The organism is Bradyrhizobium algeriense (assembly GCF_003062295.1).
Taxonomy (GTDB): domain Bacteria; phylum Pseudomonadota; class Alphaproteobacteria; order Rhizobiales; family Xanthobacteraceae; genus Bradyrhizobium; species Bradyrhizobium algeriense.
The window spans coordinates 133,576-158,786 of sequence record NZ_PYCN01000015.1 but is presented as its reverse complement, the minus strand read 5'-3'; the positions used below and the strand labels follow the sequence as shown (position 1 = coordinate 158,786).

The window sequence follows — 25,211 nt, the reverse complement described above, 5'->3', positions numbered from 1 at the left end:
CTTACGCGCCGTCTCACCGCGCCAGCAGCCGCCGGCAGGTATCGACAAAGACCTCGGCCCCCGTGACGATGTCGGCGTCAGCGGTGTTCTCGGTCCAGTGGTGCGAGATGCCGCCGATCGAAGGCACGAACAGCATGCCCGCCGGCATGACGGTCGCGAGAATCTGGGCGTCGTGGCCGGCGCCGCTCGGCATACGCAGTGACCTGCCGCCGGCACGGGCTGCGCCGGCTTGTTCGACGGCCTGCTGGAAGGCGACATCCATCAGCGCGGGCGCGCCGGTGCGAATGCGCTCCACGGCGACGCTGCAGCGGCCCTGCTTGTCGACCTCCGCGGCCATGCTGCGGAGGAGATCCTCCAGCCGCGCAATCACCGCCGGATCGTCGTCGCGAATCTGGAACAGCATTTCTGCCGCGCCGGGGATGATGCTGGGCGCGCCGGGATCGAGTCTGATACGGCCGGTGGTCCACACCGTGCGGGGGCCGCAGGCTGCGGGAAAGCGCTCGTCGATATCGACGCAAAATCTGGCGAGTGCCAGCCCAGCATCCCTGCGGATGGCCATCCGCGTGGTGCCGGCGTGGTTTTGCTCGCCCGTGAACGTGATGCGGTATTGCCAGATCCCGACGATGGAGGTGACTACCCCAATCTTGAGGCCGCTGCTTTCGAGCGTCTCGCCCTGTTCGATATGGGCTTCGAGATATCCGATATGCCGCCCGCGTTCGTACTGTGCGCGGGCGCGGCCAGTGAGGCCGGCGTCGCGCAGTGCGTCACGCATGCGTTTGCCGCTGCGGTCGTGCGCCGCGTCGATATCGGCTTCGGTGACGCCGCCGACATAGGACCGGCTGCCGAGGAAGTGCCCGAAATGCCCTTCCTCGTCGCACCATGATGCAACTTCGACCGCGCCGCTTGTATTCGGATCGCGATTGATGACGCGGGCGGCTTCGAGCGCATAGATTACGCCGAGCGGCCCATCGAGCCAGCCCGCGTGGTTCTGGCTTTCGAGATGCGACCCCGCCAGCAGCTTCGGCCCGGGCTTGGTGCTGGTGCCGAGGATGTTGCCAATGCCATCGATCTCGCCCGTGAGACCGGCTTCGGGAAGACGCTGCACCAGCCAGTGCAAAGAACGTATGTGCGGTTCCGAGAACGTCGGCTTGTGGACACCGGTTTTATACGTGCCGATTGCACGCAGCGCGTGAAGGTCGGCGAGAATACGCGTGCCGTCGACACGCGAGAGATGGTCAATCATGGATGAAGCACCTGCTAGTCCGTAGTTCTCCGGGGGAGAACAAAGTTCCTCACGTTTTCGCGAGGGTAGAACAAAGTTCCGTGAACGTCGCCAGCCGCCCTTAATTTATCCTCCGGACAGCAGCGCCAATGCGATGATTGCAAGCCACGCCACGATGACGAGCGCCGCAACCGCGCCAGCGGTTATCTTCGTCTTCTCCTTTAACGTGTAGTCGCGCATGTTTTTCGCAAAACGTGTGAATGCGCCCGTGGCTTGCGGGAGGATATTCACTCACGCCATCGCATCAGGAAAGAGATAGTTCGCGTCGTGCGAGTGGAAAGTCGCGATGTTTCGGCCGGCCGCCAGCCGCGGCTGCGAGCGAACCGAAAGGCCCTGCGTGATGGAAAGTCGCGTTGGTGCTAGGAGAGTTCGCTTTGCCGCATGCCGGCCATGGCGCGACCCTCGGCCAGCCGGTTCTTCATCGCGGCGACGACCTCATTGGCAAACGCAATTTGAGGATCGGGCGATGACAGGTGAGGATCGGTCGACGACAGACAATGAACGTGGGGGGCCTTCGTTCGGTATCCGACCCGGGCTTCGAATGCATCGAGCTGATGCTCGAAGTTCGCGAGCGCTTCCTTCAGATTAGCCAATTCTTTCGCGCGGGGATCTCGAGGCATACGATCCTCCCAGGACGATGCGCCAAAGGCTGGAAGGGCACGGGTGTCAGACGGCAGCGCAGCGCATCAGAACCGGTTGACCGTGGAGAGGCCGCCTTTCGGCGGCCTGCCCACAGCAAACAATGCGACGTGCAGACCTAGGCCAGGCGAACGTGGCCTTGATTCTTCCGCCGATAGGCAAGGAAGCCCACGCCGAAGAAGCCGAGCATCATCATTGCCCAGGTTGCCGGCTCCGGCACCGCGCCGGCTACTGTGTAGTTGCCAAAATCGACCAGCTTGATGGAGTTAAAGTTTTCGGGGAGCGCAGTATAGACCTTGACCTTGTCGATGAATTGGCCGCTGCCCGCAACGGCGGCCGCCCCGAACGGTCCGAAGACTGAGCTCTTGGGGACGTTGGTGAAGGTGAAAGTATTGCCGAAGTTGTCATTCACTTCGACAAAGACATCGCCAAGGATGGCGAGTTGCCCCTGGAAGGAAAACGACGTGAACACGTTGTTCGTGGGGTCGAACGTGATCGAAGTGAAGAGAGTGTCTTTGTTCCCCGGCGTGGCCGTTGCGTTCCCGCTTCCAGTGTCCACGATGCCGACTGTAGAAATCTTGATGAGTTCGCTACCTACATGAGCATTGAAGCTGCTCACATTGTCGTTGTTGAAGTCGACGTTCCACGATGTGCTGCTGGTCTGCCAAGTATCCGAGGTGCTCGAAACAATGTCGGCGCGTGCTGAGACGCTGAACATGGCTGCCGCCGCCGAGATTGAAATTGCGACTACGTTTGTGCGAAGAATTTTCATCGCCTACTCCTGCCAATAACTGGAACTCACAATGACTTTTATTCTCTGACTTAAGTTGCCAGATTTTCCCGAAACCTATCATTTATTAAAATTCAGTAAAGTAGATTGACTTTACTATAATACCTCAATTTAAAATAATTCTAGCTATTATAAGTTGTCTTATATCCTCTTCGCGCCTGACTTCGAAGTGCTCTCCGTGGGTGTGTTTTCATTTGTCACAATCCATCGCAGTCAATTTAATTTGGTGCGGGTGCCGCATATATTAAATGCGCGGACTTTAGAATAAATACGCAATCTTCCCGACCTGTGTGCGATTGGCCGTTCTTGTCGTGCCCGCCTGTGCTGCAGCTAGCGATATCACCCCCGTCCGGCTCGCTTAGTGATCCACCCGGGAGCGCAAGGCATCCAGATCCGAACGGTGCAAAAGCAGGGTTGTTGGAGAGAGCAGCGCCGATAGGCCAAAAAAATCGCGCAATGGCAGCGGGCTTGCCACTTTTTCGCGTTTCGTTTGGCGCGTTGTTGTTCCAAGCTTTTTCATAAGCTCGGCAACCGCGGGGAGCGAGAAAGCCATGTCATCTTGCTGAGACATCCGAAATTGATGTTGTTCGGAGCGAGATGCATGCGGCTGGCGTGAGATGGCAGAGGTGACTCGTTCTTCCCGTAAGTTGTCCGTTGACGATGCGCCGAAAATTGCAGCTGCGATTTCGCAGCTTGAAAAGATCGGATTGAAGCCGCTTTTCCCGGAACGGGAATTCCCCGCACTCGCGCACCGGATGGCGGAGGAATTCGAGGGCACCGGCATTCCGGAGCCGCCTTTGCCGCTGACCTTTCTCGATCTCGCGCTGAGCGGACCGGAGCAGGTGTTTGCGAACGCGATTCACTTCCAGGACCACTGTTTCGACGTGGCGGGCGAGGCGGATTATGCAGAGATCGTGGCCTCGATCATGGCCCTGGCGGGAGAGGAGTGGCCGAGCGCGACAGTCTCTGCGACAAAGATCGTGAGGCAGGGGCCAGGCGGCCCGTCCGCGCGCATGGAGATTGCGATTGAAGGGCCGGGAAGCTGCACGCCCTTTGACCTGATCGCGGCCAAGGATTTCGACTGGTCGGTCGTGACGTGTCTCAACGAGCGGCTGCCCTCAGGGGCAACAGGCCGGTTCGCGGCATTCTTCGACGGCAATGCCATCATCGTCTATCTGACGCCCGTTCAGCTCCGCGAGTTGGGCAGGCTTTTCGGGCACGACTTTATTTCCGAGATCGAGCCGTTGCAGGAACGACTGCCGCCACAGGGCCACGTCGAGGCGGCGAATTCCGGACCGTCTGAACCGTTGCCTGTGTGGGCCATGGCAATCGGCTTGCCGATAGGTCTCTTTGCAGGGAGCCAGCTGATAGCGATGATTTTGAGAGGAGCGCCTTACGCTATTTCGGGCTCAACCCCCGTCTCCCTGGCCAGCGCGCCGCTTGAATTCACGTTCCTGGTCGCGATGTACATCGGCGGCGTTGGGCTCTTTCTTGGCTGTCCCTCCTATCTGATCGCCAGGAGATGGCGTGCTCGCGGGCGGTCACGCAGAGGCGCGGCCTCAAGGAGAGCAAAGCTACGCTGACGTCGCTAGCCGCGGAGCCGTCAGGTATCTGGCGGAAAGTAGACCCGCAACGTTACGCGGAGTGCGAGGTAAAGCGCGACGCAGGTCGTGATTGCAATAGCGGCCGTATCCATTCCCTGTCCCTCACTCTTACGCACTGATGTCCGTTTGCCGGACCATGCAGCGGATGGAACTTGGGCTGGGAAAATGGTTCCCTTAAGCCTTGAAAATGGTCGCCTTGGGTTTTGAAAGTGTTTGCAACGTGATGGCGCTCCCTAGCGGAATCGAACCGCTCTCTCCACCGTGAAAGGGTGGCGTCCTAACCGATAGACGAAGGGAGCTAAAACAACCGGAAAATCAATGCGTTATGCGCTTGATGGGCCGTTTGGCCGCCTGCCGTCCATGTTCCATGGAGGCGGCGACGGGCGAACGTATAGTGGCGTTTGGCCGGGTGGGCAAGCCGCTCGGAAGCCGGTTTTTTACGGCCGTTTGCGCCCCGATCGACACCCCTTGCGGAGACACGCCACCACCGGTGCAACGGAATTTAAAGCCGCAGGGCGTAAGGATGAGTCGGGGGAACTTCCGACATGGCTTTGCAATCGAGCAAGAAGCGCGAGTCGCGCAAATCATTGAGTCAGCCCGGGTGGATCACGCTCGAGGGCGGTTTTGCCGCGCGCCAATGCGTGGTGAAGGATCTGTCCACGACGGGGGCGAAGGTTACGATCGACGACCCCAACTCGCTGCCGGCGAAGTTGCGGCTGGCGTTTTCGCGCGACGCCAGGACTGGACGCCGCTGCGAAGTGGTCTGGCGCCGTGGCAAATCGGTCGGCGTCAAGTTCGTCCGCTAGTCTGGCATCGACCCGCAAGCGGCGATAAAAGGCGGGATGCGAAAATCCCTCCTTGTAACGATCGCTGTGGTGTTGCCTGCGGTTGCCGCGGCTGCCGAGCAGCCCCGTATCCAGAAGTCCGACAAGGCCGCGACACCGGGCAAGCAGCTTCCGCTGAAGCGCTCAAATTCCGCCAACGCCTGCGCGGAGTACGGCGCGGGCTTCGTCAAGATCGAAGGCACCAGCACCTGCATGAAAATCGGCGGCGCGGTGAGCGTCGGCGCCGGTGTTTCCAGCGGCTCGCGCTGACAAGCGCCGCGCGACTTCCGTCATGCCCGGACATTTGCGCGAAGACGCGCTTCGCTTTTGCCCGGGCACGACGAGATTCAAAGCGCTTACGTCATCGGCGGCGCGATGAACTGCGTGAAGCCGGGGCGGGCCGCGAACTGCGCAAACCAGCGATCGAGGTTCGGCAGTTCCGGCTTGGTGACGCCCTCGACTCCCAGCCAGCGCCGCGCATAGGCGCCGAGCGCGATGTCGGCGATCGTGAACTGGTCGCCTTCGATGAAGCGCCGGTTCGCCAGTTGCGCCTCGACCATCCGCCAGACCACGGCCTCAGCGTCGACATCCTTCTGGATCGCCACCATGTCGCGCTTTTCGACCGGCGTCCGCACCAGCGCCCAGAATACCGGTCGGTCGACCGGCTGCAGCGTCGACAGCGTCCAGTCGAGCCAGCGGTCGACGCCGGCGCGCGCTTGCGGCTGCGAGGGGTAGATCGGCGAACTCTCGCCATAGGCCATGCACAGATAGCGCATCACGGAATTGGATTCCCACAGCACATAGTCGCCGTCCACCAGCGTCGGCACACGGCCATTGGGATTCATCGCCAGATACGGGGCCTCGTTGTTCTTGCCGAACTGCATGCCGGCGTCGATGCGCTCATAGGCGAGGTCGAGTTCGGCGAGGCACCACAGCACTTTTTGAACATTGACCGAATTGGCCCGGCCCCAGATCGTGAGTTGTTGTTTCTTGTTGTCGGCCACGCGTCGTCGCTCCCGTTGATCTCGTTGATGAGTTCATAGCCGAAGATCAGCGAAAAAGCGCGCGGTTTGCGGCAGGACACGGTTGCTAAATCAGGCTTATAAAAAATCAGGCTCCGCCGCAGTGCGACAGAGCCCGATCTTGGCCTGACGCGTCGCTGCGCCAGTCGTCACTGACCGAAGAACAACCATAAAAGGATGATCACCGGAATCGGCACGCCCAACAGCCAAAGCAATATTCCTCGTCCCATCGCAGTCTCCTCGATTTCTCAATCGCGAAGACAACGCGCTTTCGCCATGCGTCGTTCCTGCGCGAAATTGTACGCAAGCGAAGGAACGTTTTATGATTTCGGAATTTCCGAGAGCGACAATCCGATCCGAAACAGCGAATAGCCGTCGCGGTCGATCGCCTCGCGCACCTCGGCGTTGACGTCGTCAGCATGGCGGCTGCGCGTCAGCCGCCATTCGCCAGCACTCGTGTGGTCAGGAAACGGCGCGTCCGCGCGTGTCACGAGCCGGTAACTCGGATGGCGGAGGTGCACGAAGAAGTTGTACAAGGCCTACCAGTGGCCGGTGTTCGGCATCGAGGACCACGGCTCCGCCGGCGGCTTCGGTTCGCCCTTCTGCAACAGCTCAATCGAATGCAGATCCGGCGAGCGCACGAAGGCCATGTTGCCGTCGCGCGGCGGCCGGTTGATGGTGATGCCGGCCTTCATCAGGCGATCGCAGGTGGCGTAGATGTCGTCGACCTCATAGGCGAGGTGGCCGAAATGGCGGTCCTCGCCGTATTTCTCTTCGTCCCAATTGTAGGTGAGTTCGACCAGTGGCGCGCCGCGGTTCTGCGGTGCGGCCTTCAACAGGCCTTCGTCCTCGGGTGCGCACAGGAACACCAGCGTGAACCGGCCCTTGTCGTTGTCGACCCGGCGTACTTCCTTCAGCCCCAGCGCGTCCTGGTAAAACTTCATCGCGGTATCGAGATTGCGGACGCGCAGCATGGTGTGGAGATAGCGCATTTTGGAGAACTCCTTGAGAAGGTTTGTTGTTTTTCAGGCGTTTGGGGCGCTCGGGGCAATAAATAGCAGCAAAATGCATCACAGGGCAGTGTGTTGCGTGTCAATTGCGTGTCACCCCCGCGCCGCGACGTAGGTGGGGGCGCTTGGTGAATGGCGCCGAGGCCGCGTCGGCTAGCCGTTTCAGGCTGAATCACGGGAACAGAAATCTGTTTCGCAAAAATCCGAAACTAAGCTGGGCAAGTTCCTGCAACAGCCTCATGTGGGAGGAGTTAACCCGGCTACGGAAAGGAGGTCCATATGCGAAAGATAGGACTTGGGCTCGCAACCGTTGCCGCGCTTGCGACAACCGCCGTCGTCAGCTCCCCGGCGGAAGCGCGTGGCGGCCGTAACGCGGCCATCGGCTTCGGCGTCGCCGCAGGCGTTTTAGGCGCGGCGGCAGCAGCTAACGCCTACAACAACGGTTACTACTATGGCCCGAGGTACGGCTATTATGGTGGTGGACCGTATGCGTATTACGACGGGCCGCGATACTATCGCCGCCACTACCGGTACTACGACGGTTGGTAAGGAAGAGCCCGGAGCAATCCGGGCTTTTTCCTTGTCTGGTTTCGCCGGCGACCCCTGTGATCTGCTTCGCGAACCAGCATCAACCTCCCGAAACCTGCCAACTCAAGTATCTCAAGGAAACGAGGGTTTCAGGGTTAGGAACTTTTAACGTCATAAAACGTTGACGGTCATGGACTACGAAACCCACGAGAAGCTACCGCCCACGAAGGAAGAGCGTGAGGCAAAGAAAGAGCTGGCCCGCAAGGACGCCGAGAAGGCGCTTATTGCGCGTAAGAAGGCCGACGACGCTTTTCGTGCGAACTTCGAGCGGCTCAAGGCAGAGCGGCGTGCCCGTGAAGCTGCCGAAACAAAATCATAGCGCACTTGCTGCGCTCCAGTGATGTCGTGAAGGGCGGATGTACCCCTCGTGACAGCGAAGGCCTCCAGCTTCGGCTCGGAGGTCTTTTGCGTTTGACGGCTTTAGCCGTAGCTTAGCGCGTCAGTGCGGGGATGAGACTCTCGAATAGTTCGACGAGCCTTTGGCCGGTCATTCCGACAGCGGCGATAATGGCCAGGGCGATAAACCCGGCGATGAGGCTGTATTCGATTGCGGTGGCGCCCGACTCGTCGCGCAGGAATTTCCCAAACATTCATTCTCTCTCGAATTTTGACGAATATGGAGTGGCACGCCCAAGTTGCCATCAAGACAACCAAAAGCGTAAAATTGCAAATTTTATTGGAGTTGCAGCCCGGAGCTGATTCAATCGCGTCCGATCGCGGCCTTGCTTTCAAACCGTTGCTTTTTGGCGAGCCCGAGCGCCGCGTTACCAGCGTGATCCCTCACACATACGCGATTGGCCCCTCTGTCCATCGTGGCGCCAACGGAGGAGGGATCGACCATGTTTCTGATCAACGTCCTGCTCATTCTCGCGATGATTTTCTTTTTCGTATTGCCGATTACCGACGCCAGGACGGCTCGGATGAAATTGTCCGTGGTGAGTAGCCTCGACGTATTGCTGGCGGTATCGGTTGTCGTGCCGCGCCTGTTGCATTAACGAAGGGTCTGCCCGCCTCGACGCGCAAAGACCGGCGCCTTTCCGAGGGCAGGCGGTTGGTTGACGTGGGCGGGGGCTCGGCATGATTCTCGTAACTGGCAGCATTTTGGCGCGCGAGGAGACTTTCGACGACGTGCTCCACTCGTCTCTCGAACATGTCGAGCGCTCCCGGAAGGAGCCGGGCTGCATCTCGCATGACGTGCATGTCGACTGCCAGAACCCGATGCGGCTGTTCTTCTTCGAGCATTGGACTGATGAGGCGGCGTTGCGCACGCATTTCGCCGTCGAAGATTCGAAGGCGTTTGTCAGATCGCTCAAGGGCCGGATCGTCGAGACGTCAGGGACGAAGACCTATCGCGCCAAGGCGATACCGCGATAGGAAAGTGCGGCGCTAGAGCAGGGGATTGTGCATCCAGTCTTCGGGCCAGAACCTGTTTCCAAGCCAGCCCAACGCCGCCGCTACGGTGAAGAAGATCAGCGCGGTCGGTATCAGTTCATCGATCGCGAAGGCCTGACCAATGATAGGGCCGAACAGATGCGCGAGCAGTCCTGCCGTGCAAATGCCGAACAGCAGCACTTGCACGCTCCAGAGCACGATGGCGCGAAACAGCATCATGGCTGAACGCTGGCATCGCGGCAGGCAAGGCGGATGTGACCGCCGGCACAGTCATCTCCACGCTGCGAAGCGTTAGCGTTTGCGCATGCACTTTGCCTTTGGGAGCATTTCAGATGCTGGCATGGATTTTATTGGTCGTTAGCACGCCGACGATCGTGTCTACGGCTTGCTCCGCTTTCCTGGCTTACAAGGAAAGGCCGCAATGGATCTGGTTCGCCGTGTTGGCAGTACTTGCCGAAATCGGCGGCGCGGTGATGCTCGCCGCCGTGCAGGCACAGCGGCTCACATATTAACGTGATGTAGCCCCGCTTCGTCGTGCGCTTCCTGGCTCGGTCAGACCTTGACGTCCAGCAGGGACGGTTCGTCGGGCGGCACGTCTGCAAGGGCCGCTTCCACGGCGGCGGCCTTGGCGTGATAGACGGCCTGAAGATCCTGGTTGATCGTCGTCGGTGGCGCCTTGGCGTTCTGATCGACAACGAGTTGTATTCTGGCCTGCGTCACTTCAACCGGTATGGGATAAATGACCATGGGATGGCCCTCCTGGGCCAAACCCTGTCAGGCGCCGATTTACGCTTTGTAAAGAGGTTGGGTTAATGGGGCAGCATTTCAGGGAGGCTCGGTAAATGGAGGCTTAAGTTTCCCTGACCGGCGTCGAAAAAATTTATAGCGTTTTCGAATGAAAGCCTGATCCGGGGACACGGCGTCAAGCGCACGCAACAAAACGATAAGCTGAAGCCCGGCGCTGTACAGTCGGAATCGAAATATCCTAATGCATCTGTTCCAGCCGCTCGGCATAGAGGCGGAATTCCTCGGCCATCTCGATCAGCTTCTTCGAGGCTTCCGGATCCTTGACGGCTTCGGCCAGCCGCCGGGCTCTGTTGGACTGGTCTCGATAGTGGTCGGCTTGGGTCATCGCAGCACCTTTTTGGATATGTACGGGCTGCGCTAAAAAGGTTCGACGTCCGGCACGTGACCGGACGTGGCGATGAGAGACAGAAGATCCGCGCGGGATCGATCGGATGGGTGAGGGGACGAAGTGGCGAGGTAACGGTATCTTAACAAGACAACGGCGCTGGAAAACGCGCCCCCTGTTCGTTCTGCGAGAACAAAAGGAGTCTTGCTCCAGAAGTCTTGCTCTCAACTGTTCTCAATCCCGCGATCGACGCCGGATCGGTTCCTTCTCGGAAACGTCCGCACCGCGGGCGAACCGCACAAGACCAATTGACGCCGACCGTTCGGCGCTCAACGATCCGGCAATTTGTTGCTTGGCGATCGGTGATAGGTCGCGATGGCTATGAAGCCTGCATAACCGATCACATTGATCAGAATTTCCAACCACACGGGCATGACGCACCTTTCCCCACGAATAAACTCCGCAGGGGCCATGTTAGTTCCCGCGTAATCCGATGATCAGACCCGCCCGATCGCATGGCTCGCGATCCCGATCCGCGGCCGCGGGGCCGTCCGCTCCATAATCAAAAACCGCCCACATCCGAAGATGCAGACGGGGTCTTTCGTGCCTTCACCCCTCGCAAGGTTATTGCATTTAAGAAAAAGACGTCGAGGCGCCGGCTTCGTTCCTGCCGTTCCCGGAATTCTCTTCCAGGAATCCTTTTGGCGAATTTCTCTTGCGGTTCCACGCGACATATTCCGCCGGCGATAACGGCGAAGGAGGCTTCTACTGGTTTCGCGTCAACGCCAGAACGAGGGCCGGCTGGTTCCGTTCAGCGCATTGGCCAAGGTCGTCTCATAATACTCTTCGCGCTCGCGTTCGAACTTCTGCTGGGTTTCCCTGAAGCTCGCGACGCGCGCTGCGATTTCGGCGCGGTCGCGCGCGAGTCTTTCTTCCTTCTCCGTCATCGCCCATCCGTGTCTTGTTTGATTCTTTGATTCGCGCCCCGCCATTATTGGCGCGCGCGAATGGGGCGTGAATGCGGAAGCGAGGCTGCGGCATTGTGATCGCCCGTCGTTGCGAAGCGAAGGCAGTGGATAAGCTGTGACGTATTCTTGTCGCTCACGCGAGTTCCCGTTAGCGAAAGACGAAACGGGAGGTTCCATTGGCAAAGATCGATCTGGATTCACTGAGCATCGAAGAACTCGCTGGTCTGCGCGAGAACGCGACAGAAAAGCTGTTCGAGAAAGTCGCTTCACGCCGCGCCGAGCTCGAAGCCGAACTGGATAAGCTCGCCCAATACGGCAAGCCGGTGAAGAAGACGGAAAGTGCACCCGCGCCCAAGGCGAAGAAGACCGAAGAAGCCAAAGAGCCGAAGGAACAGGTCGCCAAGGCAGCTCGATTAGAGCCGCCTGATACGCGCGCCCATAAGGCGGCCTGATAAGGTCGTCCTGACGATGCGCATGCTGCCCCGCCGGGCAGGGCGCATCGATCTGGCAATCCGAACGGCCGTGCTATAGTCCGCGCGGCCCAACAGTTTCGGAAATGTCAGCGGTGATCGCCAAGGATTTGCGCAGCGGCGTCGAGCAGCTCGGCAACATGATCGCCGAAGCGGCGTGTATCGTTCCCTTTACCGGAGCCGGCATTTCCACCGAATGCGGCATTCCGGATTTCCGCTCGCCCGGCGGCCTGTGGACCCGTAACCGCCCGATCGCGTTCGACGAATTCGTTTCCAGCACTGAGGCGCGGGCCGAGGCCTGGCGGCGGCGCTTTGCGATGGAAGAGACCTTTGCGGCGGCCCGGCCCGGCCGCGGGCATCGCGCGCTGGCCTCGCTCTACAAGGCCGGCAAGACGCCGGCGATCATCACCCAGAACATCGACAATCTGCATCAGGCGTCGGGCTTCAAGTCGGACGACGTGGTCGAACTGCACGGCAATACCACTTATGCCCGCTGCATCGGCTGCGGGCATGCCTATGATCTTCCTTGGGTAAAGGCGCGTTTCGAAGAAACCGGCAGCGCGCCTGACTGTACCATTTGCGATGAGCCGGTGAAGACCGCGACGATCTCATTCGGACAGTCGATGCCGGAAGACGCGATGCGTCGCGCTACCGAACTGGCCCGGCAATGCGACCTGTTTCTGGCGATCGGATCATCGCTAGTCGTTTGGCCCGCCGCAGGTTTTCCGCTGATGGCCAGGAATTGCGGTGCGAAGCTGGTCATCATCAACAATGAGCCGACAGAACAAGACGATGTCGCTGATCTGGTGATCCGTTTCGACATCGGAGAGACGCTCGGACCGTTTGTAGGCAATTGATCGCCAACTGATTCGCAGTTGTGCAAGCCTGTTCATAGCCCCCGCAATTTTGTTTTTTTTAGCTATGCGCAGCAATGGGGAGTGTTATCTTTTGATTCGAGAGATTCGCGCTGCGTTACCATGATGGTCATGGTAGGGCGCGTGTTCCGGTCCACGACGGCGACAGTGGACCGATTTTGAAGTGTGAGGTCCGGGGTCATGGGGTCGGACGAATTTGGGTCCAAGAAGCTCGGGGGGCCGCCGTCAGGCGGGACGGGGCAAAACAGACTTGGACCAGGTGAATACACAACCGGAGCGCAACGCGATCCGGCGGTGGATGCGTTATCGGGGCTCGGTGATGCCGCAGCCAACCTTGTCGAAATATCCGGCGTCATCAAATGGTTCGACGCTTCCAAAGGTTACGGCTTCATCGTGCCGGACAATGGCTGGCCCGATGTGCTGCTGCATGTCACCGTGCTCAGGCGCGATGGCTATCAGACCGCCTATGAAGGCGCGCGGCTGGTAGTCGAGTGTGTGCAGCGCGCCAAGGGCTATCAGGCGTTCCGAATCGTATCGATGGACGAATCGACCGCGATCCATCCGGCGCAAATGCTTCCGCCCCGGACTCATGTCAGCGTCACGCCGACCAGCGGGCTGGAGCGGGCCCAGGTCAAGTGGTTCAACCGGCTGCGTGGTTTCGGCTTCCTGACCTGCGGCGAGGGTACGCCCGACATTTTTGTCCACATGGAAACGCTGCGCCGTTTCGGCATGACCGAGCTGCGTCCTGGCCAGTATGTGCTCGTGCGCTTTGGGCCCGGCTCCAAGGGCATGATGGCGGCCGAGATCCATCCGGAGACCGGCCCGTCGGCGCTGTCGTCGCACTAATCCTGCCGCGCTGCTGACGCAAACGTGAGCCGGACGTCGCGCACCCGCGCGGCGGCCTCTGGCATTTGCCGCAATCGTCGGGTTAGGGTTCCCCGGCAATTCCCAGATATCCGGCATGAGTGCATTGATGAATTTCGCTTTGATGGTTGCGCGGCTTCGGATCGGCGGCCGCCTGATGATGTCGCTGGCTGCCGTGTCCGCCGTTCTCGTCATCCTGTGCGTCAATCCTGCCGCGCGGGCCGCGAGCATTCAGCCGCTCGAGATCGCCACCAAGTCGGGCGTGCGCGTGTTCTCGGTCGAGATGGCGACAACGGAGGAGGAGAAGACCCAGGGGCTGATGTACCGGAAGGAATTACCTGACGGAAAAGGCATGCTGTTCGATTTCTCGCCGGAGCAGCAGATCTCGATGTGGATGAAGAACACCTACATCTCGCTCGACATGATCTTCATCCGCGCCGACGGCCGCATCCTCCGCATCGCCGAAAATACCGAGCCGCTCTCCACCAGGATCATCTCCTCAGGCGGTCTCGCCAAGGGCGTGCTGGAAGTGATCGCCGGCACGGCGCAAAAATATGGAATTCAGCCCGGCGACCGGGTGGCGCACCCGCTCTTCAGCAAGCGCTGAGCCTTTCAGATCGGCCTTGCAGATCGTCTTGCAGATCGCCTTGATGGCCGGGGTTTAAGCGTGTATCGACGCATTTCCCAATACAGATCGGGGTATAGCGCAGCCTGGTAGCGCGGCAGTTTTGGGTACTGCAGGTCGTTGGTTCGAATCCAGCTGCCCCGACCAATAAAATCAATGACTTGCTACGTGTTTTTCGATTTGAATCTTCCCAGCGGTCCCAGTTGGGAAGGGGCAGGGGAATACTTGTGACGGGCAGGAAGACAGCCATTCTGGTGCGGCAGGCTCTTTTGCTGGGGCTGGCGTTTTGTTTGGCCATGACAGTCCTGACTGTCCTGGGCCAGACGGCCGCGGCCAATCCGGCGCAGCTGATTTCTGACTTTCGGCTAAAGCACGGGGAGAAGCGCGTCACCCTGGATGCTGCTCTCACACGGATTGCACACGATCAAGCCCAGGCGATGGCCGCAAAGGACCAACTGGATCACGATGTCCTCGGCCGGTTCAATTCGCGTGTCGACCCGGCGGGCGCCGGCCGGGCCGCCGAGAACATTGCGTATGGCTATGACAGTTTTCCCAAAACCCTCGACCAGTGGATCAATTCGTCAGGTCACCGAAAAAACCTGCTGCTGCCCGGCGCCACGCGCGTCGGTGTAGCCAGCGTGAAAAGCGCGAAGACCGGCCGAATGTATTGGGCCATGGTGATTGCTGGCGACTATGAGCGTCCCAAGAAGCCGAAGAGTTCGCCCAAAAGTTCGCCGAAGGATTCAAAGCAGGCAACCGCTGCCAGACCTAAATCGCGCGCAGCTGAGGCCTGCCGACTAAAGATTCTCAGCATCTGCCTTTAGGGGGAGTTGCAACTTGTAGCTTGCAAGTTCGTTCCTGTTATGTTCTTCTTGGTCATTCCTCGGAGGTGACCAATGGATGTCGAGAAGCAACGGGAAATAATCCGGCTCTGGAATCGCATGCGCCAGGTCGAAGGTCCGGTCGCGGAGGAAATCCGTATCCAGATTCTTGAATGCTTTGCACAGCGCGAGCCGTCGAGCGCGCGGATGAGCGATCGCCGGGAGGTGTTGAGCCGCGTGCGAGTTCCGACCGGTCAGGTGCATCGCATCGGCGAGCGCGGCAACAACGCAACGCTTTGACGGCTTCGCACCTCGGCGAGGTTGATTCGGCGGTCGTCAAGATTGACTGAATCGACGTGCAATGCATGCATGCACGCATGTTGTCGCGTGTGCGCAATCATTTTCAAGGTGCGAAGTTCGCCCGCATGAGCAGCGGGACATATTGCATCATCCGCGACCTCGGGCTGGTCAAGGGCGGCAAGGGGATGCGGCACCACGAGGTGCTCGTCACCTTCAGTCCCAAGGCGTTCCTGCGCTCGATCGGGCGCCTGAGCGGTGATCTGGTGCGTGCAGGGAAGCGGCGATCGCTTTGGCTGCAACGTGAGCCGCAGCGCTTCCGGACCGATGTTCCACCATCCGCCGTGCCGGAAAGTGCCTCCCAGCCTTAAGCATCGCGCGGGGGCGTTTCGCGCGAGGCGCGCCAATGGCATCCGCTCGAAGGATAAGGCGCATCGATTAGTGCTGCGAGGCCTGCCATGCCAACAGACGATGCTCGGCGAGCGACATCGCCACCGACGTCACGTAGCCAGTGACGCCAAGCAGGATGACGCCAGCGAACAGGTCGGCCGAGCGGAACGCGCGGGCCGAGAGCAGCACCCAGTGGCCGAGCCCGTCGAGGCCGGCCAGGATTTCGCAGACCACCGAGAGAATCAGCGCCACTGTCAGGCTGAGGCGCATGCCGGCGAGAATGTCGGGGCTGGCCGAGGGCAGCGCAATTTTGAAGATCACGGCGAGCCGCGACATCTGCAGCGACCGCGCCACCTCGTAGAGCCGGGGCTCGACCGCCGCAAACCCATGGATGGTCGCCAGCATGATCGGCCAGATCGCGCCGAAGGCGATCACGAACAGCGCCATCGCCTGCGTCAATCCAAGCATGGCGATCGCAACCGGAATGATCGCCGAGACCGGCAGCGGCCGCAAGAACTCCAGCGAGGGCGCGACGTAGGTCCGCATCGTGCGCGACGATCCGATGATCGCGCCGATCGCGATGCCGGCGATGGAAGCGGCGAGCCAGCCATAGGCCATGTGTTCGAGCGTGCCGGCGAGCTTGCTCCAGAGGTCGCCTGTGGAAAATCCGCGCACCAGCGAGGCCCAGGCCCGGTCCGGCCCCGGCAGGAACACCGGCGACACCAGTTTCAAATTGGCGATCAATTGCCAGAGCGCAATGAAGCCGGCTGCGATCGCAAAGCTCGCCACGCGCCACAAGATGACAGTCCGGTTCATTGGCCGTCTCCGCTCAACGCGGCGCGGCCGAACAGGCGCTGTTGGGCCACGGTCAGAAGGATGTTCAGCGCGTAGCCGATGATGCCGATCCAGACCAGATAGGCCAGCATCAGGTCGGGGCGCAGCGCTTGTTGCGCCAGCATGATGCCGGCGCCGAGGCCGAGCGGATTGATCGCGATTTCGACGGTGACGGCGACGATCAGGGCGATGCCGGCCGACAGCCGAAAGGCCACGAAGATCCGCGGCAGTGCCGCCGGGATGATGATCTTCCAGACCCGCTGCGCCGGCGGCAAGCGTAACGCCCGCGCCACTTCCATCAGCCGCGGCTCGATGCTGCGCACCGCGGCGCGGGAAAGGATCAGGACCGGCCAGACGCAGGCAAACGCCACGATCACGATTTCCATGCGGTAGCCGAAACCGAGTGCGATCAGCGCGATCGGCAACAGCGCGATCGAGGGGATCGGCCTGATCGCCTCGACCGTTACTTCCATCAGGCGGTTGAGCGTATCGGAAATTCCGAAGGCAATGCCGAGCGCAAGGCCGATGGTCGTGCCGATCGCAAGCCCGGCAAAAGCCGAAAACAGCGTATCGCGCGTCGCCGCCAGGATCGAGAGGTCGGCGAAGGCGCCAAAGAGCGCCATGATAATCTCGCTCGGCGGCGCAAGGCTGTCGCTTTGCAGATGGGTGGCGCGCGCCCACACTTCGAACGCCACCAGTACCGCGAGCGGCAGCGCCAGCGCCTTGGCGGAATTGCCCGTCACTGCTCGGTCGCCTTGATGAAGTCGAACAATTGCCGCCGCAGTCGCAGGAATTCAGGCTGTTCGCGGGTCGATAGCTGGTCGCGCGGGCGCGGTAGATTGACCGATAGCTCGATCCCGATCCGTCCCGGATGCGGCAACAGGCCGATGACGCGGTCGCCGAGATAGATGGCTTCATCAAGGTCATGGGTTACGAAGATCACGGTCGCGCCGCTTGCGGCCACCAGCGACAGCACCTCGTCCTGCAGTCCCTGCCGCGTCATCGCGTCCAGCGCGCCGAACGGCTCGTCCATCAGAAGCGTCTTCGGCTCCTGCGCCAGGCAGCGGGCGATCTGCAGGCGCTGCTGCATGCCGCCGGACATCTCGGACGGATATTTGCCGGCGTGGCCGGGCAGGCCGACGGTGCGGAGCAATTCCTCGATGCGGGCCGGGCGCTCGGCGGACGGCATGCCACCCGCCTCCAGCGCCAGCGAGACATTGCCCGCCGCGGTGCGCCACGGCAGCAGCGCCTTGCCGTAGTCCTGAAACACGATCGCGATCTCGCGCCGTGGCTCGCGCATCGGCTGGCCGTCGAAATTCACCTTGCCGCTGGTCGGTTGATACAGTCCTGCCGCCAGCCGCAGCGCCGTGGTCTTGCCGCAACCGGAGGCGCCGACGATGCAGAGGAATTCGCCGGGCTGCACACCCAGGCTGAGATTCTCGATGATGGTTTTGCCGCCGAGTACGAGCGTGACTTCGTCAAACCTGATCTGCGGCGCAGGGGTGCCCGGGACGGTTTCGAGACGCTTTGCGGCGCTTGCCATGGTTCAGCTCTCGCTCGATGGAGGATAGACGAAGTTGAGGGTCGAGCGCAGATGCGCTTCCAGCATCGCCTGCGAGCCTGTAACGTCGCGCGCGATGACGCGGTCGGCCAGCAATTGATGCGCACGTACGAAGTTCTTGCCGCTGTCGATCGAACTCATCATAACCCGGCGATAGCGATAGGCCTGGTCGTAGAGATCGGAATGGGCTGCCAGCAGGCGTTTTGAGCCGCAGCCGGTCAACAGGGCGGTATGAAAGCCCTTGTGCAGCCGATCGAAATCCTCCGCACCTTCGCGGAATTCATCGCCGGTGCGTTCGATGTGCCGGCGCATCTGGTGCAGCGCGCTGACAATGCCGGCCTCCCAGGCGTCATCGCCGTGGGCGATCGCCAGCCTGATGGCCTCGATTTCGATTGCGGTGCGCATGGTGGTAATGTCGAGCAGATCCTCGCGGCTGACATCAGCGACGCGAAAGCCGCGCTGTCCGGTGCCCACGATCAGCCCCCGCGACATCAGCCGCGACAGGCCCTCGCGCAGTGGCGTCGCGCCGATCTCGTATCGCTGCACGAGATCGACGATGCCGAGCCGCGATCCCGGCGCCAGATGACCGGCCAGGATGTCCTGCTCGACCAGCATGGCCGCGCGCTCAGTTAGCGTGGCGGCCTCAGTCACCGGTCTACTCGGTTGGCGCTCGGAGGCCGGCATTGGAATTCCTCTACTTCAGGACCAGTTTCGAAGTGTCGAGCTTGGATTGCAGCATCTTTTGCGTCGACATCACTTCGATCCACCAGGCCAGTTGTTCGGGCTTCAGCACCGGTTCGGAGCGGTTCGGCGGCGTCGCCTTGACCAGCTCGATCGGCTGCTTGGTGAATTTGGCAATCGAGGCCGACGCCTTTTCGCGGTCGTTGTTGACGATGACTGCGGATTCGGCGAGCGCATCGCGGAATTTCTTGATCGCCGCGGCGTTCTTGTCCGCCCATTCGCGCGACGCCGCATAGAAGATGATGGGATCGGTGCGAGCCAGTTCGACGGCATAGCGCGCGCCGACCGAGCCCAATCCGGCATTGGTCATCCGCGTCACGAACGGTTCGGCGGTCAGCACGGCGTCGACACCGCCGGACTTGATGATATCGGCCATGGTCGGGAAGGTGACCTCGACAAAATTGACGCCCTTGGGATCGACGCCTTTCTCCACCAGCCATTTCACGAACAGTACGTGCAGGAAGGCGTTCAGCCCGGGCGCGCCGACTTTCTTGCCGACAAAGTCCTTCGGCTCCTTGATGGTGATGCCGTTGCGGACAAAGGCGGTGATGTTGCCATTCGACACCGGGCTCATCACGGTTGCCCCGGCGACGGCGACGAGATCGAGGCCGCCGTCGGCCGCCTGCAGGAACACGGTCGAGGTCGGTCCGCCGATCTGGATCGAGTTCGACAGGATCGCCGCCGGGATATTCGAGTTGATGCCGATCGGCGTCATCTCGACCTCGAGCCCGTGCTTTTTGAAAATGCCTTCGTCGATGGCCACCATCGCGGAAGCGCAGTCCGAGGTCGCGGTGCAGCCGACCTGGATCTTGGCCTGGGCAAAGGCGGTGCCGGTCAGCGCCACGCTGACCGCAAGGGCGGCAAGAGCCTTTTTCACGGTGTTTTCCCCACTCACATTTTTCTGTCTTGTTTATCGATATTTTTTTTGATCATATATTTCATCGGAAAACAAGGGGTCATCCAGTGAAACTCGCGACATTCAAATCCGGCGGACAGGAAAAGATCGGAATCGTGCATACGGCCGATACGCTTCTGTTCGATCTCGCAGCCGCCGCCCACCGGAGCGAAAGCGCCAATCCGGCCTTCGCATCGATGCTGGCACTGATCGACGCCGGCGAGAGCGCGCTCGAACAGGCGGCGAAGCTGTTCGACAAGCACGGCAAGGACGAGAGCCTGTCCATCAAGACCGGGACGGCCGAAATTCTCGCGCCAATCCCCGAGCCGCGGCAGATGCGGGACGGCATGTCGTTTCCGCTGCACATCCTGCAAGCCCCGCGCGGGCAGCTCAAGCTCGCCGCGCGCGCCAAGGGCGACATGGCCGAGCTGGCGCGGATCGAGGCGGAGCCGCTGGGCGAATTGCCGGAGGTCTATCGCAAGCAGCCGATCTACTACATCACCAACCGTTTCAGCGTCCGCGGCACCAACACCACGGTGAAATGGCCGCGTTACAGCCAGGTGATGGATTACGAACTTGAGTTCGGCATCATCACCAGGAACAAGGGCGCCAACATCTCCGCGGCCAAGGCCAGGGACCACATCTTCGGCTATACGATCTTCAACGATTTTTCCGCGCGCGATGCCCAGCGCATTGAAATGGAAGGGCGGCTGGGGCCGGCGAAAGGCAAGAGCTTTGACGGCGGCAACGTGATGGGGCCGTGGATCGTCACGCCGGACGAGATCGGCGATCCCTACAAATTGAAGATGGAAGCACGCGTCAACGGCAAGATGCGTTCGCAGGGCGTGACCGAGGGCATGCTATTCTCGTTCGAGGAGATCATCGCCCATGTCAGCAAGGACGAGACCCTGATGCCCGGCGAATTCATCGGATCCGGAACCGTCGGCAACGGCTGCGGCCTCGAGCTCGGCTGGTATCTCGAGCACGGCGATACCATCGAACTCGAGGTCGAAAAGATCGGCACGTTGAAGAACCGGGTCGAGCGGCAATAGCCGCCTCCGGACAGGTCGGCAAAACAAGAACACCAGCGAGGAAACGCCATGGCGCGCAAGTTGATCGATATCTCTGTTCCCCTGCAAAACGACGTGCCGGCCGATCCGCCCGGCAATCACCCGACCATCCAGTACATCGATCACCAGCAGGGCCTGTCGCGCATGCTGCAGTTCTTCGACGGCCTGAAGGCGGAAGACCTGCCGGACGGACAGGGCTGGGCGGTAGAGCAGGTATCACTCTCCACCCACAACGGGACGCATCTCGATGCGCCCTGGCATTTCCATCCCACCATGAATCGCGGCGAGCGCGCTTGGACCATCGACGAAGTGCCGCTGGAATGGTGCTTTCAGCCGGGCGTGAAACTCGACTTCCGGCATTTGCCGGACGGCTATGTCGCGACCGCCAAGGATGTCGAGGCTGAACTGAAGCGCATCGGGCATACGCTGTCGCCGCTGGAGATCGTCGTGGTCAACACCAGCGCCGGCGTCAAATACGGAAGGCAGGACTACGTCACGTCCGGCTGCGGCATGGGTTACGAGGCGACGATGTATCTGCTGGAGCGCGGCGTGCGGCTGACCGGCATCGACGGCTGGAGCTGGGACGCGCCGTTCGTCTACACCGCGAAGAAATATGCCGAGACCAGGGATGCCAGCCTGATCTGGGAAGGCCACAAGGCCGGCCGCCACATCGGCTATTGCCACATCGAAAAGCTGCACAATCTCGAACAACTGCCGTCGACCGGCTTCATGGTGTCGTGCTTCCCGGTGAAGATCGAGCGCGCATCCGCAGGCTGGACCCGCGCGGTCGCCATTCTCGACGGCTGAAGGCTGCACGCGACAACAAACAAAAACAGGGAGAGAACGGATGACGGATTTGCGCGCACCGCGATTGCGGGGATGCTTCTGCTGTGGCCCATCAAGTTCGTCACTCTCCAACCCAAGCCGGCGCGGCTTCATGTTCGGCGCCGGTGCGCTGGCGTTGACCGCGGCCATCGGGCGCGACGGGGCAGTGGCACAAACTGCCGACACAAAGCCATTCCGGATCGACGTTCATCATCATCTGTCGCCGCCGACCTACGTGACCGCGTCGAACGACGGCGGCTTCGGCGATCCGCTGATGAAGAACTGGACCATCGAGAAATCGCTGGCTGACATGGACAAGGCTGGCATCGCCACCGCGATGCTGTCCGTCACCACGCCCGCCGTCAATTTCACTACGGGCGAGAACGCGCGAAAGCTCTGCCGCGAGTCGAATGAGTATGGCGCAAAACTGGTCGCGGATAATCCCGGACGGTTCGGTAATTTCGCGATGCTGCCGCTCACCGACGCCGAAGGCAGCCTGCGCGAACTGACGCATGCGCTCGACACGCTCAAGGCCGACGGCATTGCCTTGATGACAAGCTACGGCGACAAGTGGCTTGGCGACCCGCTGTTCCTGCCGGTCATGGAGGAGCTCAACCGCCGCAAGGCGCTGGTCTACACCCATCCGACGGCGGCCAATTGCTGCGTGAACCTGGCGCCGACGCAGCCGCCTGTGATGATCGAGTTCGGCACTGACACGACGCGCACCATCGCCGACATCATCTTCTCCGGCAACGCACGGCGCTTTCCCGACATCCGCTGGATCTTCTCGCACGCCGGCGGGACCATGCCGTTCCTGATCGAGCGCTTCGTCCGCCATCCGCTGCTGGTGCCGAAGGCCAAGGAGACGGTGCCCGACGGTACGCTCACCGAGCTGAAGCGCTTCTTCTACGACACCGCGCAGACCTCCAACCGCGGCGCGATGTCGGCGTTGGCAGCGATCATCCCGCCGTCGCAGATCGTGTTCGGAACGGATTTCCCGTACCGCATCGGCATCGATCATGTGAAGGGGCTGCGCGAGGCGGGTGTGTTCACAGACGATCAGATCGCGGCGATCGAGCGGGGGAATGCGCTCAAGTTGCTACCGCGATTGGCAAGCTAGTTTGGCAGCAGGTCGAGCCTCTCCTCACGTCGCGAAGCGATCCACAAAAAAAGAAAAGGCGCACCGGTTGTCCGGCGCGCCTCGATCTTCTCCGGTCCCGTCTAAGGCGACGACGACCGGCCTATATCACCACCTGCAGACGCGGACGCCGTAGGGGTTCCACCAGCAGCGCGGACCCCCGCCATAGAAGCCATAACCTCGTCCGTAGCCCCGGCCATAACCTCGGCCGCCATAGAAGCCACGACCGCCGCCGCGATAGAAGCCACGACCGCCGCCGCGGAAGCCGCCTCGGCCACCACGGTACGCCTGCGCCGGCGAAGTCGTTGCGCCTACCAGAACAGCAGACGTGCTGACGAAGTAGACGAAGAACAAAGCCAAAGCTGCAAGGCAGCGAGTCAGGACGTTGTAGCGTTTAGCCATTCGGGAATCTCCGGGTCACTTCCAAGGCATCTGGACTTCGGGACTATCTCACTTAGACGCGCGAGGCAGCTTTCGGTTCAGATGCACTAAGATAATATTTTTACTAAGGTTCTTTCGAGCTTTCGGGACTTTATTAAGAAGGGCAGGTAAGGTCAAGTTACAGCCGGTTTATCGAGGGTTTTTGCATTGCGCCGTTCATCTTCCTGAATGCTTGCTGAACGCTGATGATTGTGCGCCGCAGAATTTCGAGAGAAGCTACAGCACGGCCACGCCGGCAACTTGATCTCGACACGATTTCCATTTTTTCAACGTAAGACCACCTCGCCTTAACGAGTACCCATGCCCAAAAAACACACTTATGTCCTTGGCCTGAACACCTATGACCATGATGTCAGCGCCTGCCTGTTGCGCGACGGCGCCATCGGGTTTGCGATCGCCAAGGAGCGGATCACGCGGGCCAAGCATGCGTCGGGCTTTTACAAGGAAGTGATCGACTATTGCCTCGAAGCCGAAGGCATCACACTCGATGACGTCGATCTGGTGGTGCGCAATTGTTATATCCTGCCGGTCCAGGAAATGGAGGAGCGGCTGGTCTACTTCGATGCTCCGGGCTTCCTTCCGGATTTCGAGCGGGGCGACGCGGCCAAGCACCCGTTGTATCTGTCGCGTCAGGACAAGGTGGTCACGATCTCCCACCACCTGGCGCACGCCTACAGCGCGTTCGCGGTGTCGCCGTTCGAGGATGGCGTCGTGATGATCGTCGATGGCGTCGGCAGCTACCGCTCCGACGTCATGGAATCTTTCCCCGCCAGCGACACCGCGACGCCGCTCGCGCGTGAGTCGGAGAGCTATTACAAGTTCAGCGGCGCGACGCTGGAATGCCTGAAGAAGGTCTGGATGGAGCCGGACCGCGGCTTCCTCAGCGATGAATTCTACACCATGCCCGGTCTCGGTGCGCTCTACAGCCGCGCCTCCACCTACATTTTCGGCGACTGGAACAAGTGCGGCGAGCTGATGGGTCTGGCGCCCTATGGTCGCCGCGACCAGGTCAAACATCTGCTCGAACTGAACGACGGCAAGCTGCACGTGCCGCACTGGACCGCGGATTTCAAGGAGCCTTACGTGTTCGAACCCGGCAGCAACTGGGAAAAGAGCCCTGCGATGCGGCACTGGGAAGATCTCGCCTGGCGCACGCAGGACGACACCGAAAACGTGCTGCTCGCCCGCGCCCGCTGGCTGCGCGAAACCACCGGCGCAAAAAACCTCTGCATGGCCGGCGGCGTCGCGCTCAATTGCGTCGCGAATGGACGGGTCGCCCGCGAAGCGGGATTCGAGAACGTCTGGATCCAGCCAGCAGCCGGCGACGATGGGATTGCGATCGGCTGCGCCTATTACGGCTGGCTCGAAATCCTGAAGCAGCGCCGCGACTTCGTCATGGACCATTCCTATGTCGGCAAACGCTATAGCGATCAGGAGGCCGCGAAGGAGCTGCAGAAGTTTCTGGTGCGGATCCAGGTCGATGCCGTCAGCAGCGACAATGTTTGCAGCGATACGGCAAAGCTGCTCGCCGACCAGAAGGTGATCGGCTGGTTTCAGGACCGGTCGGAATTCGGACCGCGCGCGCTCGGCAACCGAAGCCTGATCGCCGATCCACGCAAGCCCGAGATGAAGGACATCCTCAACAGCCGCGTCAAGCACCGGCAGGCGTTCCGGCCGTTCGCGCCGATCGTGCTGGCCGAGCGCATGACGGAAATCTTCGAAGGCGAGGAGGACTCGCCCTTCATGCTGATTGCCAAGCCGGTGCGCCCGGAGTGGCGGGACAAAATTCCGGCGATCGTGCATGTCGACGGCACCGCGCGCGTCCAGACCGTGCGCGAAGCAACCAATCCGATGCTTTACCGCCTGCTGAAAGAATTCGAGGCGCTGACCGGCGTTCCCGTGCTGATCAACACCTCATTCAACATCAAGGGCGAGCCGATCGTGGAAACGCCGCAGGATGCCGTGAACTGCTTTCTGACCACGGGCGTCGATCATCTGGTCATGCACAACACGATCGTCTCGAAGAATACGATGCACAAGGTGGTCGCGCCGGTGCTCAACGTCTACGCCGACGTGCGCACGCTGGTGGCGTCGACCGCGCAGCCGGCCTGAG

General features: G+C 60.8%; 38 protein-coding genes and 2 tRNA genes. 20 read left to right on the top strand and 20 right to left on the bottom strand.

Annotated features, from left to right (window positions below; translation table 11 throughout):
- Positions 1-13: 13 nt before the first annotated feature.
- The 5 genes from C7G61_RS25890 to C7G61_RS44050 form a co-directional block, all read right to left on the bottom strand.
- Positions 14-1,243 carry a Zn-dependent hydrolase gene (locus C7G61_RS25890; RefSeq protein ID WP_108519505.1) on the bottom strand — a complete coding sequence of 410 codons (1,230 nt, stop codon included), beginning with the start codon at positions 1,241-1,243 and terminating at the stop codon, positions 14-16.
- Positions 1,244-1,348: 105 nt separating this feature from the next.
- Positions 1,349-1,513, bottom strand: coding sequence for a hypothetical protein (locus tag C7G61_RS44880; RefSeq protein ID WP_190241979.1), 165 nt, complete (start codon positions 1,511-1,513; stop codon positions 1,349-1,351).
- 128 nt (positions 1,514-1,641) lie between these two features.
- Positions 1,642-1,902 (bottom strand): hypothetical protein, encoded by a 261-nt coding sequence (locus tag C7G61_RS25885; RefSeq protein ID WP_108519504.1) that lies wholly within the window; start codon positions 1,900-1,902, stop codon positions 1,642-1,644.
- Positions 1,903-2,039: 137 nt separating this feature from the next.
- Positions 2,040-2,693, bottom strand: a complete 654-nt coding sequence (locus C7G61_RS45545) for a PEP-CTERM sorting domain-containing protein (protein WP_202975795.1) — start codon at positions 2,691-2,693, stop codon at positions 2,040-2,042.
- Between the two features lie 376 nt (positions 2,694-3,069).
- The gene (locus C7G61_RS44050; RefSeq protein WP_145963691.1) at positions 3,070-3,264 is read right to left on the bottom strand and encodes a hypothetical protein; all 195 of its coding nucleotides are present in this window, start codon (positions 3,262-3,264) and stop codon (positions 3,070-3,072) included.
- Positions 3,265-3,418: 154 nt separating this feature from the next.
- On the opposite strand from C7G61_RS44050, the gene C7G61_RS25875 reads away from it, so the two are divergent.
- The gene (locus tag C7G61_RS25875) at positions 3,419-4,294 is read left to right on the top strand and encodes a hypothetical protein (RefSeq protein WP_145963690.1); all 876 of its coding nucleotides are present in this window, start codon (positions 3,419-3,421) and stop codon (positions 4,292-4,294) included.
- A 245-nt stretch (positions 4,295-4,539) separates the two neighbouring features.
- Here the strand turns inward: C7G61_RS25875 and C7G61_RS25870 are convergent.
- A tRNA-Glu gene (locus C7G61_RS25870) sits at positions 4,540-4,614 on the bottom strand.
- A 246-nt stretch (positions 4,615-4,860) separates the two neighbouring features.
- Between C7G61_RS25870 and C7G61_RS25865 the strand changes: the two genes are divergently transcribed.
- Together C7G61_RS25865 and C7G61_RS25860 are read left to right on the top strand one after the other, a co-directional pair.
- Positions 4,861-5,121, top strand: coding sequence for a PilZ domain-containing protein (locus C7G61_RS25865; RefSeq protein WP_190241978.1), 261 nt, complete (start codon positions 4,861-4,863; stop codon positions 5,119-5,121).
- Between the two features lie 36 nt (positions 5,122-5,157).
- Positions 5,158-5,409, top strand: a complete 252-nt coding sequence (locus tag C7G61_RS25860; RefSeq protein ID WP_108519502.1) for a porin — start codon at positions 5,158-5,160, stop codon at positions 5,407-5,409.
- A gap of 86 nt (positions 5,410-5,495) precedes the next feature.
- Here C7G61_RS25860 and C7G61_RS25855 read toward each other — a convergent pair whose 3' ends face one another.
- From C7G61_RS25855 to C7G61_RS25845, 3 genes are all read right to left on the bottom strand, one after another.
- On the bottom strand, positions 5,496-6,143 hold the full coding sequence (locus C7G61_RS25855; RefSeq protein ID WP_108519501.1) for a glutathione S-transferase family protein: 648 nt from the start codon (positions 6,141-6,143) through the stop codon (positions 5,496-5,498).
- Positions 6,144-6,481: 338 nt separating this feature from the next.
- A complete protein-coding gene (locus C7G61_RS44875) occupies positions 6,482-6,652 on the bottom strand; it encodes a hypothetical protein (protein WP_190241977.1) in 171 nt (56 codons plus the stop codon).
- 48 nt (positions 6,653-6,700) lie between these two features.
- A complete protein-coding gene (locus C7G61_RS25845) occupies positions 6,701-7,153 on the bottom strand; it encodes a VOC family protein (protein WP_108519499.1) in 453 nt (150 codons plus the stop codon).
- 297 nt (positions 7,154-7,450) lie between these two features.
- Between C7G61_RS25845 and C7G61_RS25840 the strand changes: the two genes are divergently transcribed.
- Both C7G61_RS25840 and C7G61_RS25835 read left to right on the top strand, forming a co-directional pair.
- Positions 7,451-7,720: a hypothetical protein gene (locus C7G61_RS25840; RefSeq protein ID WP_108519498.1), complete on the top strand. Its 270-nt coding sequence runs from the start codon at positions 7,451-7,453 to the stop codon at positions 7,718-7,720.
- Between the two features lie 169 nt (positions 7,721-7,889).
- The gene (locus C7G61_RS25835; RefSeq protein WP_108519497.1) at positions 7,890-8,078 is read left to right on the top strand and encodes a hypothetical protein; all 189 of its coding nucleotides are present in this window, start codon (positions 7,890-7,892) and stop codon (positions 8,076-8,078) included.
- A gap of 112 nt (positions 8,079-8,190) precedes the next feature.
- Here C7G61_RS25835 and C7G61_RS25830 read toward each other — a convergent pair whose 3' ends face one another.
- On the bottom strand, positions 8,191-8,349 hold the full coding sequence (locus C7G61_RS25830; RefSeq protein WP_108519496.1) for a Flp family type IVb pilin: 159 nt from the start codon (positions 8,347-8,349) through the stop codon (positions 8,191-8,193).
- 249 nt (positions 8,350-8,598) lie between these two features.
- Here C7G61_RS25830 and C7G61_RS44870 point away from each other — a divergent pair, with 249 nt between their 5' ends.
- Positions 8,599-8,754: a hypothetical protein gene (locus C7G61_RS44870; RefSeq protein ID WP_190241976.1), complete on the top strand. Its 156-nt coding sequence runs from the start codon at positions 8,599-8,601 to the stop codon at positions 8,752-8,754.
- Between the two features lie 82 nt (positions 8,755-8,836).
- The gene (locus tag C7G61_RS25825) at positions 8,837-9,133 is read left to right on the top strand and encodes a putative quinol monooxygenase (protein ID WP_108519495.1); all 297 of its coding nucleotides are present in this window, start codon (positions 8,837-8,839) and stop codon (positions 9,131-9,133) included.
- A gap of 12 nt (positions 9,134-9,145) precedes the next feature.
- Here the strand turns inward: C7G61_RS25825 and C7G61_RS25820 are convergent, their stop codons facing one another.
- Positions 9,146-9,370, bottom strand: coding sequence for a hypothetical protein (locus tag C7G61_RS25820; protein ID WP_108519494.1), 225 nt, complete (start codon positions 9,368-9,370; stop codon positions 9,146-9,148).
- A gap of 113 nt (positions 9,371-9,483) precedes the next feature.
- On the opposite strand from C7G61_RS25820, the gene C7G61_RS25815 reads away from it, so the two are divergent.
- On the top strand, positions 9,484-9,663 hold the full coding sequence (locus C7G61_RS25815) for a hypothetical protein (protein ID WP_108519493.1): 180 nt from the start codon (positions 9,484-9,486) through the stop codon (positions 9,661-9,663).
- Between the two features lie 40 nt (positions 9,664-9,703).
- Here C7G61_RS25815 and C7G61_RS25810 read toward each other — a convergent pair whose 3' ends face one another.
- The 3 genes from C7G61_RS25810 to C7G61_RS44860 all read right to left on the bottom strand — a co-directional run bounded on the left by C7G61_RS25810 (position 9,704) and on the right by C7G61_RS44860 (position 11,230).
- Positions 9,704-9,898, bottom strand: a complete 195-nt coding sequence (locus C7G61_RS25810; RefSeq protein WP_108519492.1) for a hypothetical protein — start codon at positions 9,896-9,898, stop codon at positions 9,704-9,706.
- Positions 9,899-10,136: 238 nt separating this feature from the next.
- Positions 10,137-10,283 (bottom strand): hypothetical protein, encoded by a 147-nt coding sequence (locus tag C7G61_RS44865; RefSeq protein WP_190241975.1) that lies wholly within the window; start codon positions 10,281-10,283, stop codon positions 10,137-10,139.
- Positions 10,284-11,062: 779 nt separating this feature from the next.
- Positions 11,063-11,230: a hypothetical protein gene (locus C7G61_RS44860; RefSeq protein WP_190241974.1), complete on the bottom strand. Its 168-nt coding sequence runs from the start codon at positions 11,228-11,230 to the stop codon at positions 11,063-11,065.
- Positions 11,231-11,427: 197 nt separating this feature from the next.
- On the opposite strand from C7G61_RS44860, the gene C7G61_RS25805 reads away from it, so the two are divergent.
- The 8 genes from C7G61_RS25805 to C7G61_RS25770 all read left to right on the top strand — a co-directional run bounded on the left by C7G61_RS25805 (position 11,428) and on the right by C7G61_RS25770 (position 15,574).
- Positions 11,428-11,703 (top strand): hypothetical protein, encoded by a 276-nt coding sequence (locus tag C7G61_RS25805; protein WP_108519491.1) that lies wholly within the window; start codon positions 11,428-11,430, stop codon positions 11,701-11,703.
- A gap of 113 nt (positions 11,704-11,816) precedes the next feature.
- On the top strand, positions 11,817-12,578 hold the full coding sequence (locus tag C7G61_RS25800; RefSeq protein ID WP_190241983.1) for an SIR2 family NAD-dependent protein deacylase: 762 nt from the start codon (positions 11,817-11,819) through the stop codon (positions 12,576-12,578).
- 198 nt (positions 12,579-12,776) lie between these two features.
- Complete coding sequence (locus C7G61_RS25795; protein WP_108519489.1) at positions 12,777-13,442, top strand: cold-shock protein; 666 nt, start codon at positions 12,777-12,779, stop codon at positions 13,440-13,442.
- A gap of 178 nt (positions 13,443-13,620) precedes the next feature.
- Positions 13,621-14,067: a DUF192 domain-containing protein gene (locus tag C7G61_RS25790; protein WP_190241982.1), complete on the top strand. Its 447-nt coding sequence runs from the start codon at positions 13,621-13,623 to the stop codon at positions 14,065-14,067.
- Positions 14,068-14,155: 88 nt separating this feature from the next.
- Positions 14,156-14,232, top strand: a tRNA-Pro gene (locus C7G61_RS25785).
- A 149-nt stretch (positions 14,233-14,381) separates the two neighbouring features.
- On the top strand, positions 14,382-14,909 hold the full coding sequence (locus C7G61_RS25780) for a CAP domain-containing protein (RefSeq protein WP_108519526.1): 528 nt from the start codon (positions 14,382-14,384) through the stop codon (positions 14,907-14,909).
- Positions 14,910-14,981: 72 nt separating this feature from the next.
- Positions 14,982-15,206, top strand: coding sequence for a hypothetical protein (locus tag C7G61_RS25775; protein WP_108519488.1), 225 nt, complete (start codon positions 14,982-14,984; stop codon positions 15,204-15,206).
- A gap of 65 nt (positions 15,207-15,271) precedes the next feature.
- On the top strand, positions 15,272-15,574 hold the full coding sequence (locus tag C7G61_RS25770; protein WP_108519487.1) for a hypothetical protein: 303 nt from the start codon (positions 15,272-15,274) through the stop codon (positions 15,572-15,574).
- A 67-nt stretch (positions 15,575-15,641) separates the two neighbouring features.
- On the opposite strand, the gene C7G61_RS25765 is transcribed toward C7G61_RS25770, so the two are convergent.
- From C7G61_RS25765 to C7G61_RS25745, 5 genes are read right to left on the bottom strand one after another with little or no spacing between them, the layout of a single operon-like run.
- The gene (locus C7G61_RS25765; protein ID WP_108519486.1) at positions 15,642-16,409 is read right to left on the bottom strand and encodes an ABC transporter permease; all 768 of its coding nucleotides are present in this window, start codon (positions 16,407-16,409) and stop codon (positions 15,642-15,644) included.
- The gene (locus tag C7G61_RS25760; protein ID WP_108519485.1) at positions 16,406-17,170 is read right to left on the bottom strand and encodes an ABC transporter permease; all 765 of its coding nucleotides are present in this window, start codon (positions 17,168-17,170) and stop codon (positions 16,406-16,408) included. The genes C7G61_RS25765 and C7G61_RS25760 overlap by 4 nt, the downstream gene beginning before the upstream one ends.
- The gene (locus C7G61_RS25755) at positions 17,167-17,970 is read right to left on the bottom strand and encodes an ABC transporter ATP-binding protein (RefSeq protein ID WP_108519484.1); all 804 of its coding nucleotides are present in this window, start codon (positions 17,968-17,970) and stop codon (positions 17,167-17,169) included. Before C7G61_RS25755 ends, C7G61_RS25760 begins: the two co-directional genes overlap by 4 nt.
- Positions 17,971-17,973: 3 nt before the next feature.
- Entirely contained in the window at positions 17,974-18,672 is a 699-nt protein-coding gene (locus C7G61_RS25750) for a GntR family transcriptional regulator (RefSeq protein WP_108519483.1), read from the bottom strand.
- A gap of 10 nt (positions 18,673-18,682) precedes the next feature.
- A complete protein-coding gene (locus C7G61_RS25745; protein WP_108519482.1) occupies positions 18,683-19,606 on the bottom strand; it encodes an ABC transporter substrate-binding protein in 924 nt (307 codons plus the stop codon).
- An 86-nt stretch (positions 19,607-19,692) separates the two neighbouring features.
- Here C7G61_RS25745 and C7G61_RS25740 point away from each other — a divergent pair, with 86 nt between their 5' ends.
- The 3 genes from C7G61_RS25740 (at position 19,693) to C7G61_RS25730 (ending at position 22,639) form a co-directional block, all read left to right on the top strand.
- Positions 19,693-20,676, top strand: coding sequence for a fumarylacetoacetate hydrolase family protein (locus tag C7G61_RS25740; RefSeq protein WP_108519481.1), 984 nt, complete (start codon positions 19,693-19,695; stop codon positions 20,674-20,676).
- 48 nt (positions 20,677-20,724) lie between these two features.
- The gene (locus C7G61_RS25735; protein WP_108519480.1) at positions 20,725-21,501 is read left to right on the top strand and encodes a cyclase family protein; all 777 of its coding nucleotides are present in this window, start codon (positions 20,725-20,727) and stop codon (positions 21,499-21,501) included.
- Positions 21,502-21,631: 130 nt separating this feature from the next.
- On the top strand, positions 21,632-22,639 hold the full coding sequence (locus tag C7G61_RS25730; RefSeq protein ID WP_190241973.1) for an amidohydrolase family protein: 1,008 nt from the start codon (positions 21,632-21,634) through the stop codon (positions 22,637-22,639).
- Between the two features lie 126 nt (positions 22,640-22,765).
- Here the strand turns inward: C7G61_RS25730 and C7G61_RS25725 are convergent, their stop codons facing one another.
- Positions 22,766-23,059, bottom strand: a complete 294-nt coding sequence (locus C7G61_RS25725) for a hypothetical protein (RefSeq protein WP_108519478.1) — start codon at positions 23,057-23,059, stop codon at positions 22,766-22,768.
- Positions 23,060-23,398: 339 nt separating this feature from the next.
- Here C7G61_RS25725 and C7G61_RS25720 point away from each other — a divergent pair, with 339 nt between their 5' ends.
- On the top strand, positions 23,399-25,210 hold the full coding sequence (locus C7G61_RS25720; protein ID WP_108519477.1) for a carbamoyltransferase family protein: 1,812 nt from the start codon (positions 23,399-23,401) through the stop codon (positions 25,208-25,210).
- Position 25,211 lies beyond the last annotated feature (1 nt).